Below are 11,837 nucleotides of genomic sequence, written 5' to 3'. Positions count from 1 at the left end.
TGCAAAGGTGATCATAGAAACAATTATATATTGTAGAAAACTCTTCTTCATATATTTCTTGTTTATTGTTCTTTAACATCCAATCCGAATATCGGATCAAGGGAGACCTCGCTGTATGGAATCACATCCACTTCGATTTCCATACTATTATACAGTGTTATGTTCACCACGACATGGGTATTGCGGAAAAGAGCCTTCAAATCGGGCAGTTTGCAGACGAAAGGTTCACTTCTTCCGCTTATGTCAATTGTCATTGTATACTCCTGCTCACCGTCTGTGGCTCCCGCCTTTGGGTTCTTGCTCTCGGGCAGGTAGAAAACGGGAATGTTCTTCGCCACACCCGGTTTTGAATTACTCGGGTTATATATATCCACTGTCGGTTTTCCAACGGTAACAGTCCCGTGGGTATAGGTGATTGTCATATCCGCTTGCGGCGGCAGTTCGTAATCTTTCAACCAACCGGCGGCTTCCGTCGTGGCATAATCATCGTTCTCCGATGAAGCATCGGAAACCTCCTTCAGCCAGTTTATCCATGATTTCCCGTTGAAAAGCCGTCGGTTCTGCTCACTGTCATTGACATGCGCCATAAGGAAGTTCCTGTCGGCATGGCTCGCTATAGTGAAATTCCTCACGCACACTTCTTCTCCGCGCCAGTTAAAGAAGTTCACGGTGAACTTTGTTGCGACACGCACCACGTAGACAGTTTCCTCAACGACTCCTTTTTCAGGGATGTCTATCTCGTAAACCGAGGACATAGGGATGTTCTTTCCTCCTGTATAGTCAGGAGCAAAATACAGACTGTTCACGGCTTCTTCGAAATCGGACGAGCCCTCGCCATAACTGTCTAAAAATGCGGACAGCGTACCGCTTCCATCCGCAACTGTCACGCCTTCCGCTTTAGACACACTTTCCTCATTGGCGAAGAGGAATACCTTTTTCCTCTCATCGGGTCTTACTTTGAGTAATATGTATTTCTGTGCTTGCGCCCCGTCCAAAGAATAGAACTTGTTGTGCTCAACAGTCCCGTCAGGATGCAGTATTATGACGCGCACGTTGTTCATTTTCTCATTATCGGGAAGCGTTGCCGTTCCTGCCCTCGTCAGTCCCACAGGCTCTATATTCAAATATAGGGTAGCTCCCGCAGTGTCATCGGACAAGGGTTCCTCCCGACTGCCGCACGCCACCATAAAAGCCAGTGCAAATGCCGACAGACAGACAGAAATACTATGTATAACGCTCGGTTTCATCAGTCCAATCCTTCTTCCTTATCATTTAGACTTCAACATTACTCAGCACCACACGCCATGATAGAATCTGAATAACGGAGCTCACCCATTCGTGATTCTCGTCGAGAAAGAGGGTCATCACACATTCGTCCAAACGGTCGAGGAACTCCCGTTCGTCCATCGGATAATGGTATTCATTCTCGTAATACTCTTTTCCCATCAAAGCGTAGTCTATCACAGGGATCCTGGCCACCGTCCTGCCTTCTTTGGTGGTGACTGAGAGTATCATTTTCTCGTTATGTGTTTCTATCAGGCGACCTACGGTGAAGTCGGCAACAAGTCCTTTCACATTGCTGACAGCACGGTTTGCGTCCTTGCCAATGCCTGCCTCGACATTCTGTATATCCCAAGGGCGGTAGTTGATGTTCTCGTCTGCCATCAATTCGTTGTCGTGTGCCATAAGTCCGTTCTCGTCATCAATACGGAAAGTGAAGTCTGCCTTATTTACATCCTGTTCCGACAAGTGTTGCAGGATGACGCGGATATGATTGGTGTTCTTTGTCAAAGACATGGTATATTCGTAGCTGCCTCCGTCGTTGTTTGTGGGCAGTGACACATCCAGAGTGCCGTGGAAGAGACGGTACAGCCTATCTTTGCTGTAGGCCCCTGTCTCGTCATGCTTGCGGTTGAGCATACACCGCAATTCCTCCATTCGGGTCTCACCAACGCGGGCTTCGGGCACAGAGAAAGACTCTTCACGCCTGCCATCGTTCCGTAGGCCGCACCAGGCAAGCAGCCGATAGTCGCCGGCCGGCAAGTCAAGCGACATCGAATAGTCCTCTGCGGTAGCCGGGGCAATCTGTTCCTCGCACTGCCATACCAGCACGCCAGATTGGTCAAAGGCATATACATGAACCGACGAGACCTCATTGGCGAAAGCGTCCGCCCATTTCAGATTCTTGTCGTAGCGGAACTTGAGGCGGTAGGTTACGGAACAGTCACCTTCGTAGTCATAGACGATACTGTCACATGACATAAAAGCGACCAACGGCAGTACCGCCATCACCGTCATCAATGCATGCAATGCATTTCTCTTTATATAAGTTTTTATTATTTTCATGCCGTTTTTAATCCTATTTGTTTTATATATGTCGTGCGGGATATGATCCGCAAAGAATTTCCTTAACAAGTGGGAGCGCCTCCTTAAAGGACTCCATAGTCGCACACCTCTCTTTACACCGGTGCGGAAGTGCTTTTCTGTATAGTATTTAAAGACGGGGAGAGAATTCCTTCGGGGTTTCTCTCCCCGTCCGATGATTTTATTGGGGTTTTAATAAAGTCCGTATATCGCCCGAATACGTGGACGTCACGCTTATATTTATATTTTTTACCAATCGAGTGTTACATCGCTGTTTACCACACGCCAGGAGAGGATTTTGATTTGAGCCGCGATGAAAGTATCGTTATCGTCTTTCGGTTTCTCAGGATAGATGATTTCTTCCGGATCGTAGACCGGTGTACCAAGACCTGTCAAATTAGTGATATTAGCGTCATAAATGTGGTTACGTACAACACCTTTCTTATTACCGAAGTGACTGATATCGAAATAGTAATAGGTATAACCGTCTTTCCATACCTTGGCAGAGCCGAGACCTTTCAACTGTTTATTGGCTGTGGCAGCAGTAATAGGAGCTGCGTCCTCATTGTTGGAAGCATACCATTTGCCGTCCTTGTCTTCGTCTTCCGCCAGCTGTACGTATGCCTTGTAACGTCCTGCCACGTCTTTACCTGCCTCACCGACTGCGGTAGCGGTTTTGACAGTCAGCTCTTCCGGCTTGATCTTGGTGAATTTTGTCGCTCCATTCAATGTTTCCTTCTTGTAAAGGCCGCAGTTGTTGGCGAACAGTTCCTTCAGGCCCTCTATCGTCGTTCTCGTCGAGCCATACTCGGCAAACTCGAGGGCGTTGCCATCCGCGTCGACAAGCTGTGCCGAGATAATGACCTTGGTCGGAGTACCGGGAGCCGCACCTTCCTGGGCATTGGCATAATCGGTGGCGTTCTCGTTTACATAAACCCATTGCGACTTGTCGAATGCCGTCTTGGCCTGGGCCTGGAACAGGTTGCCGTCAATAGGCTTGCTTTCCGGATCAGGAACAAATGCGCCATACCGGTATGTGACACCGCTCGCATTGACAGCCCAGAAAGAACGGAAGTTCTCCGCCCAGTTCCATGGTGTGGTTCCTAACAAATTGCCGGGCCATGAGGGATTGATATCCTTTACGAGACGTGACTTGTTGGAAACAGCAGTGGTGTTCCAGCCCAGGAACTTGACGTAGATTTCCGTTTCTGTCCCACCGACCGTCACTTTCTGAGAACCGTCTTCGGAAGTCTTGAAAATGTTGGTCTTGCCTTCTATAGGAGTGAGCGAGCTGTTAAGGCGTACTTTGGCTATTGTACGCTCAACGTAAATCTCCACAGGGTCGTTCAACGCCTCACCCGAGGTCTTGTGGATCTTGCCTACTACGCTGACAGCCATTTTCTCCGCACCATTATCAGCATAGGCGGAGTTGCTCATCACAAAGCTGCCGCTTTCGGTGTATGCCTGGTAGTCGTACGCCACAGTGGCCAGACTTGTAAGGGAGCGTTCCTCGTTTGGATTAACTGTGGGGTTGACAACCGCTACGACTTGCGCCGGTGCCGCATCACCCTTGGGAGACTGGATAATAAGAGTGGCGCTGAGGATTTTTTCCACGTTGGGCATTTGATTGTTCTCCTCTAAGACGTCTGTCCACTCCAGATAGTTCTTGAACTGGCCGCCCTCATTTCTCACGTGCGCGGCGTTGCCGCTTGCGTCGAAGAAATAGAAACGCACCTTTGTCACCTTGTTCTCGGGCTCAAGGCCCTCCTCGAATGTGGCGTTGTCGTCACCAGGTGCCTTGGCCTTGGCTGCCAGGGGGGAGCCGGTCGAGTTGGTCACGAGGTTTATCGTCAGGAACTGAGGCTCGCCTGACTCACCGCCGTTGTTGCCGGAAGTGATGTCTTCCTCGCTGGAACAGCCGGCGAGCACCAGACCGGCGAACATTGAAAAAAATAGAGATCTGATTCTCATGTCGTTAAAAATTAAAAGTTATTACTAAGTTTATTGTTTCTTTCGTCTTTCATTCAATTCATTCAGTGTGGCAGCAGCCTGTTCAAGCCCCATGTCCCTCGCTGTCTCAAGATATCGACGCGCCGTTTCATAATCCTCCTTGCGTATGGCAAGGGCAGCACGGGCATATACGGCTTCGGGAGTGCCACCGGCCTTCTCCAGATATCGCTCCGCACGGGCATAATCGTCCCTCCGTATGGCGGCATTGGCGGCATTCAGGTTGGCAATGCTGTCATTCGGGAAGATTCGCACAGCGGTCTCAAACACGTCGGTAAACTCCGCCGTGCCCGGCTCATAGTCCTGCGCCACCAAGTAAAACTCATTCTGGCTCAGCTTTTGCGGATGCTCTGCCATCATTCTCCTTATCTCCTCCACATCGTTGAAGATGCGGATGTTGTATTCTATGCGGTAGTCGGTGCGGCGCAGGTACGGATAACAGTGCTGCAGCAGGAAGCGGTACTCCTTGGGATAGGTGCGCTTGATTTTCGCCTCCTTGGCATCAGGCTCCATGTCGCTGTCTATCATACCCAGAATCTCCTCCCGGTGATCGATGTTCGACTTCTCTACATACTGGCGCAACCCTTCCCAATTCTCCGGCTCGTAGTCGGTGGCGATGATGCCGTCGGCAAAATGGAACAGCTGCCTGATATGTGCCTTAAGGGCTGCGGTACGCCCGATGGCAAGGTCGGTATTGTGCTTGTAGGGACTCTCCGGTGATGCGTAACCTTTCAGCCATACAGAAGTGATGGTCACGTCCGCGTCGTTACGCACGGAGTCTATTGTTCCCTCAATCTTGCCCAATTCCGCCGTGTTGTTGTGGTAGTCTGGATAGATTACCGTTTGATCCACAGGGAAGTCGATGTAGGCAGAGCCGGCCAGCGAACGGGTCTTCTCTGTTTCAGCCTTGGGCTGTACGAACAGAAGCGTCGGGAAGAAAGCCTCGTGATGGCGACCCAATATGCCATCGTACTCCGCCAGTATATCGTGGCAACACCCCCAGTCACTGCGGTGGAACTTGAGCGTGGCACCGTCCATCCATTCACTATACTCTGTCAGATTGTTATAGGCCACGCTGTCAGGCTTCTCCGATACACGGTAAACCTTCTCGTCTTCACCGGAGATCTTGCCTATGCCGTTCCTTACATAATAGTAGTAGCGCCTGCGCCCGTATATGCCCATCGAGGGAAGATCGAGTGAATCCTTCCCGTTGACCAGACGCGGTGTGAGCAACACAGCACGGTTTGAAGACACATCAAGGTCTTTCAAATCTATATCCATCGCCACATTCAGAAATTTGCCCTCGCGGTTCATCGTGAATCTCTCAACGGAGACACCGGGGATGATGCCTCCTGACTCCTGCGCGCAGACTTCCGGCATACAGGCTATGCCCGACAGGGCTGCCAGCATTATATATATTTTTCTCTTCATGTTCGTTGCGTTTTAGAATAGATAAACCAGGTTGACGGCCGCCTTGGTGGGACCAATGTAATGGTGCGGCTTGTCCGTCTCCACCCTCTTGCCGCATCCCGCACAGCGGAACCGGTCATAACGGGTATAGGAATAGCCGAAACCTATTTCCGTCTCCAAATTCCAATGACGATCCAAAATCCACGCATAGCCGTAGGCAATGCCTGCTCCGACAAACCAACCTTGGTAACGGGTGTTTTTCAGCTTACGGGCATCGGTACCGAACAGGTTGAGCCTGCCGTCAAAACCACCTATGTTGTATTGCCCGCCATGAAGGTGAAATCCAAAAAAATGCGCGCCAAAACGGTCACATAGCCAGTAACGGATTTCAGGCTGTGCAGCCCAGTGCTTCCAACGCCTGTTATTCGATAGTTCCCAGGCATTGAACTGTCCGGAAACATCCAGCGTCCACTTTGGAGCCAGACCAACTTCAATTCCAAGATTAGGGTTCAACACCGCATCCGAGAGCAGATTGGTCTTTACCGCTACATTTTGCCCCCTGACAGAATGTGAGACTCCGACAAAGATGACCGCAAGAAGTAAAATGATTCGTTTCATTATACATTAATATTGTTTTCTTTTTATATAAATCGTTCATTTTCCACAACCTTCTCTTCGCAAGAGAAGTTGTTTTGCAAACTTTGATAATTAATGTGTTGAAAAACAAAGGGTATTTTGTTCTGGAAATTATATTTACTCAACAAAAAACGGGTAAATTCTTTAGAAAAATAAAAATATTTATGTTTTTATGCTATTGTTTTAAAAAAATATGTGTAATTTTGTATCCATAATACTTCTCTTGCGAAGAGAGTTACCTAAAACCTGTTGATTCCATCGTATTTCATAGTTTCTGAAAATCATAAGGCCGTTTATCTCAGCGTGATATGATATCTATGAAAATATTATCCTATCCTTATTCACACATCGCCAAGCGATGTCCCTACATGAGTCACAAACACCCACAAGTAGGGACGTGCCTTTGGCACGTGTCAAGCGGAAAACGACCGCACACATATTTATTATATACACATGCACATAGCAAAGCGAAAGAAGCCACTACTCAGAAAACAGCCATATATATTAAGGTGTATCATTAGAGGATTTTTACGCTTGACACGTGCCAAAGGCACGTCCATACATGGGGAAGACCATTTGCTTGAAAAATATTATCTTATCCTTATTCACAGTGATTTCAATATAATGCTGTTCGCCTTATCTACTAATGAGGTGTCAAGCGATGCAAGATATATACGCGTGGTATTCTCAGAATCATGCCCCATAGCCTCGCTGATGGTCGAGAGCGGAATATTCTTGCTTCTGGCAATAGAGGCCCATGCGTGGCGCGCTACGTATGTTGTCAGCGGCACGCCAAGTCCCAACAACCCGCCAAGTTTTTTCAGTTTGGCATTGACAAGGTGTGCGACATTCTTGTACTGACTGCGTGCATCCGTATCAATATTTTTTATTATCGGCAACAAGTAAGGCATTTTGGAGGTGTCGTACTTTCCGACTATGTCCTGCATCGGTTTTTCCCATTTAATAAAGAGCGGTTGCCCTGTTTTCTTACGACGATAGGAAAGAACCCCGTTCTGCAAATCTTTCTTTTTCAAATAGGCCATGTCTACAAATGACATTCCACGGGTATAAAAGGAAAACATAAAGAGGTCTCTCGCATAATCCATTGCCGGACAGAACGACAAATCCATATCCCGTATCTGCCGGATAACTTTCAGCGGAACGGCCCTTTTAACAGTTTTGCCCACACCGGTATAGACATACTTGAACGGTGCATTCTGCTCGGTCAGTTTCTTTTCTACAGCACGGTTGTAAATGGCTCGCAGGTTGCGCATGTAAAAAGAGGATGAATTCTGACATACACTTTTATCTTTCAAATAGGTTTCATATTTCAACATCAGGTTTGAGTCCATCTCTTCGAACAGCAGGTCACATTCCCCATGAAAGCGCACGAAACTGTTCAGCGCGGTAGTATATGTCTCGGCCGTGCGTCCTTTACCTGACTGTTTCAGTTCCTCTATTAATGCCCTTGAAAAGGAGATGAAGCCTCCACAGTCTGTTGGTGAAGAATATAGCTCCACCACCCTGTCAACGGTATAAGGCTGGCCTGCATGTTCAAGCCGCGCGATTATATTCTTGAAACGGGAAAGCCCAATCGCCAAAACATTCTTCACTGACAGCAGATACCCCCTACGCCTATCTTCAACAACGGATGAAAGAATAACACAGGAGCAAGCCGCATCCCATTCCGAGGGATACAGCCTGCAACCGGAATGAACCTGTCTTGCCTGACGGCCGTGAATCACCTGATAGTAAAGCACTCCTTCCTTAGTCTGTACTGAAGAAGCACGGAATTTCACTTTTACTGTTGCCATAATTATTATATATATATTAAAAATAGGTATATTATAATATGATTTCACTCATCCATATCCATACGGGAACAATCCACTGCCCTATGCCCCACAAGCTGAGGAAAACAGTTTAAAATGTAATGAAAATTCATAGGTCGTTTTCATTACCGGTTGCATACATGCCGACTTTACTCACAACTGTCTGAAACACACCACTTTAACTACAAACAAAAAGTATACCAAAAATGAATGGCACATTCACGCTCAATGAACATGCCATTCACGACCGATGAACATGCTATTCATGCTTGATGAATAGCATGTTCATCGCAAAAGGATTTTACGTCACCGCAATATGTAAATAGATTTCAAAACAAATCCCGCACACCGTCCGCAAGTTGTTTTGCTCATGCACATTTATATATCCTGCACTCACCAGGAAATCGGGAAAGATTCTGCAAACAACACATCAGGGAGAAAACATCCCTATAGTTATGGACACGAATCAATCGGTATATATAAAGCACAAGTGGCATCAATTTGCATAAAATCGCGATATCAGCATAAATTAAAGAATGCCAGACATTATAAAATGACTGTTTTACTTGTCAATACGGCAAAAAAAAATTAACTTTGCAGCATTACTTCACATTATTAATATAATGTATGTGAAAACAACTCAAAAAACAGCATAATGAAATTAAAATCAATCGTTACAGCTTGTATTGTTGCCGCCACAGCAACAACAATACAGGCCAAAGACTACAAGTATGAAAGCGTGAAGGGAGATATGATGCAGACACGCATCTATACGCTTGACAACGGCTTGAAAGTTTACATGTCTGTAAACAACGAAAAGCCACGTATCCAGACATATATCGCAGTGCGCACAGGAAGCAGGAACGATCCGGCTGAAACAACCGGACTGGCACACTACCTGGAACACATCATGTTCAAGGGCACAAAGAAATTCGGCACGTCAAACTATGACGCAGAAGCCCCGTACCTGAAACAAATAGAGGAATTATACGAAGTATATAGGAAAATGACCGATCCGGAGGAACGAAAGGCGTGCTATCACAAGATAGACAGCATTTCGCAACTCGCGGCCAAATACAATATACCCAACGAATATGACAAGCTCATGTCGTCTATAGGCGCGTCGGGAACCAATGCCTATACAAGCAACGACGTAACATGCTACACAGAGAATATTCCGTCAAACGAGATGGAGAACTGGGCAAAAATACAGTCGGACCGCTTCCAGAACATGGTAATCAGGGGATTCCATACCGAGCTTGAGGCCGTATACGAGGAGTTCAACATCAGCCTCACCAAAGACAGCCGGAAAATGTGGGCGGCAATGTTCTCGAAGCTGTATCCCAACCATCCGTACGGCACACAGACAACCATCGGTACACAGGAACACCTGAAGAATCCGTCGATAGTGAACATTAAGAACTATTTCAATCGCTACTACGTGCCTAACAACACTGCGATATGCATGGCCGGAGATTTCGACCCGGACAAAGCCATTGCAATAATCGACAAATATTTCGGTTCATGGAAGAAATCGGACAACCTGTCGTATCCGCAGTACGCACCCGTGCCCGACCGCACCACACCGACAGACACGACCGTAATAGGCCAGGAGGCGGAAAACATCGTACTGGGATGGAAACTTGACGGTGCCGGCACAATGCAGAACGACACACTCCAACTCGTGGCAAGCATGCTGGCAAACGGCAAGGCCGGACTCTTCGACCTGGATGTAAACCAGAAGATGACATGCCAGTATGCAAGCGCTTTCACATACGACCTCAATGAATATACCGGCTTTATCCTCTACGGAACGCCAAACAAGGGACAGACACTCGATGAAGTGAAGAGAATAATGCTCGACGAGGTGGAGAAATTCAAGAGAGGCGAGTTCGACGAAAACCTGCTGACATCGGTGGTCAACAACATGAAGCTCGACGAATATACGTCAATGGAAAGCAACGACAACCGCGCCGACAAGTTCGTACAGGCATTCATCAACGGTGTGGAATGGGAGAAGGAAGTGACAAAGCTCGACCGCATATCGAAAATGACAAAGAAAGAGCTTGTAGACTTTGCCAACCGCCACTTCAGAAACAACTACGTTACCGTTTACAAACGCACAGGAGAGGACCACACACAAAAGAAAATAGACAAGCCGCAAATAACCGCCATACCGGCAAACCGCGATCTGCAGAGCAGCTTCGTGACGGAAATCATCAACACAAAGCCGGAGCCCATACGCCCTGTATTCCTTGATTTCGACAAAGACCTCGACCGGTACAAGAGTAAGAAAGGTATACCGGTATACTATATCCGCAACAAGGAAAACGGCCGCTTCACACTATCATACTTCTTTGATTTCGGTGAGGAAAGCGACAAATGGCTGCCGTTCGCTGCACAGTATTTCGACTACCTCGGCACAGACAAGCTCACACCGGAACAGCTGAAACAGAAGTTCTACAGCCTGGCATGCAACTTCAGTGTAAATGTAGGCACAGGGACAATGGGCATCAGCCTCAGCGGACTCGACGAGAACATGCCGGAGGCAATGAGACTCATGGAAAACGTACTGGCAAACGCCAAGGTGGACAAAGAGGCATGGGACAAATACGTACAGACCGAGCTTAAAGGCCGCAGAGACAGCAAACTGAGCCAAAACTCTAACTTCCGGGCACTCATGCAGTATGGAATGTACGGCCCATACAACTCTTTGAGGAACGTGCCGGACAGCGTATCACTCACAAACCGCAACCCGCAGGAACTTATCGACATGATTGCAGGCCTGACAAAATATGAGCACGACATAAGATACTACGGCCCTACGGATGCCAAGAAGCTGCTCGCAATAATAAACAAGGAACACAAGACACCTAAAAAGCTGCTTCCGAAACCCGAGAACAGGGAATACACCGAACAGCTCACAGAAAAGAACGAGATATGGCTGGCTCCATACAAGGCAAAGAACATCAACATGATTCAGTTCAACAACTCCGGACGCCGGTGGAATCCGGAAAGGGAACCGGTGGCAAGCCTCTTCAACGAATATTTCGGAGGCGGAATGAACACTGTCGTATTCCAGGAACTGCGCGAAAGCCGTGCACTCGCATACAGCGCATCGGCATACTATTCCACACCAAGCCGAAAGAACCACCCCGAATGGTCATACACATACATCATATCTCAGAACGACAAGATGATGGACTGTATAAACACCTTCAACAGTATACTCGACACCGTTCCGCAGTCGGAAAAGGCATTCGAGCTTTCCAAACAGGCTCTTGAAAAACGTATCGCATCAAGAAGAGTGACAAAAGGCGCGATATTCAACGCATATTTCCAGGCCAGACGTCTCGGACTCGACTACGACATCAACGAAAAGATATACAAAGCCCTGCCGGAGATTAAACTTGCCGACGTGGTAAGGTTCGAGCAGGAGACAATGGCACGCCAGCCGCGGCGCTACCTCATCCTCGGAGACGAGGAAAACCTCGACATCAAGGCTCTTGAGAAAATAGCCCCGGTAAGGAGAATACCGACAAGCGAGATATTCGGATATTAAACAAAACTTTAAATACTATTAATAAC

Annotated in this window: 7 protein-coding genes; 1 reads left to right on the top strand and 6 read right to left on the bottom strand. The window is 47.6% G+C overall.

What is annotated here, in order from left to right:
- Positions 1-62: 62 nt before the first annotated feature.
- The 6 genes from HPS56_RS11130 to HPS56_RS11105 all read right to left on the bottom strand — a co-directional run bounded on the left by HPS56_RS11130 (position 63) and on the right by HPS56_RS11105 (position 8,231).
- Complete coding sequence (locus tag HPS56_RS11130) at positions 63-1,247, bottom strand: hypothetical protein (RefSeq protein WP_172276519.1); 1,185 nt, start codon at positions 1,245-1,247, stop codon at positions 63-65.
- A gap of 25 nt (positions 1,248-1,272) precedes the next feature.
- The gene (locus HPS56_RS11125) at positions 1,273-2,346 is read right to left on the bottom strand and encodes a FimB/Mfa2 family fimbrial subunit (protein WP_172276516.1); all 1,074 of its coding nucleotides are present in this window, start codon (positions 2,344-2,346) and stop codon (positions 1,273-1,275) included.
- 267 nt (positions 2,347-2,613) lie between these two features.
- The gene (locus HPS56_RS11120; RefSeq protein ID WP_172276513.1) at positions 2,614-4,335 is read right to left on the bottom strand and encodes an Mfa1 family fimbria major subunit; all 1,722 of its coding nucleotides are present in this window, start codon (positions 4,333-4,335) and stop codon (positions 2,614-2,616) included.
- Between the two features lie 30 nt (positions 4,336-4,365).
- Positions 4,366-5,802, bottom strand: coding sequence for a DUF3868 domain-containing protein (locus HPS56_RS11115; protein ID WP_172276510.1), 1,437 nt, complete (start codon positions 5,800-5,802; stop codon positions 4,366-4,368).
- 12 nt (positions 5,803-5,814) lie between these two features.
- On the bottom strand, positions 5,815-6,399 hold the full coding sequence (locus tag HPS56_RS11110; RefSeq protein ID WP_172276507.1) for a DUF3575 domain-containing protein: 585 nt from the start codon (positions 6,397-6,399) through the stop codon (positions 5,815-5,817).
- A gap of 623 nt (positions 6,400-7,022) precedes the next feature.
- On the bottom strand, positions 7,023-8,231 hold the full coding sequence (locus HPS56_RS11105; RefSeq protein WP_172276504.1) for a site-specific integrase: 1,209 nt from the start codon (positions 8,229-8,231) through the stop codon (positions 7,023-7,025).
- A gap of 673 nt (positions 8,232-8,904) precedes the next feature.
- Here HPS56_RS11105 and HPS56_RS11100 point away from each other — a divergent pair.
- Complete coding sequence (locus tag HPS56_RS11100; protein WP_172276501.1) at positions 8,905-11,811, top strand: M16 family metallopeptidase; 2,907 nt, start codon at positions 8,905-8,907, stop codon at positions 11,809-11,811.
- Positions 11,812-11,837: the final 26 nt, after the last annotated feature.

It is taken from the genome of Xylanibacter muris (genome assembly GCF_013166605.1).
Classification (GTDB): Bacteria; Bacteroidota; Bacteroidia; order Bacteroidales; family Bacteroidaceae; genus Prevotella; species Prevotella muris.
Note: the sequence above shows the minus strand (reverse complement) of the source record. Positions and strands in the feature narration are given on the sequence as shown.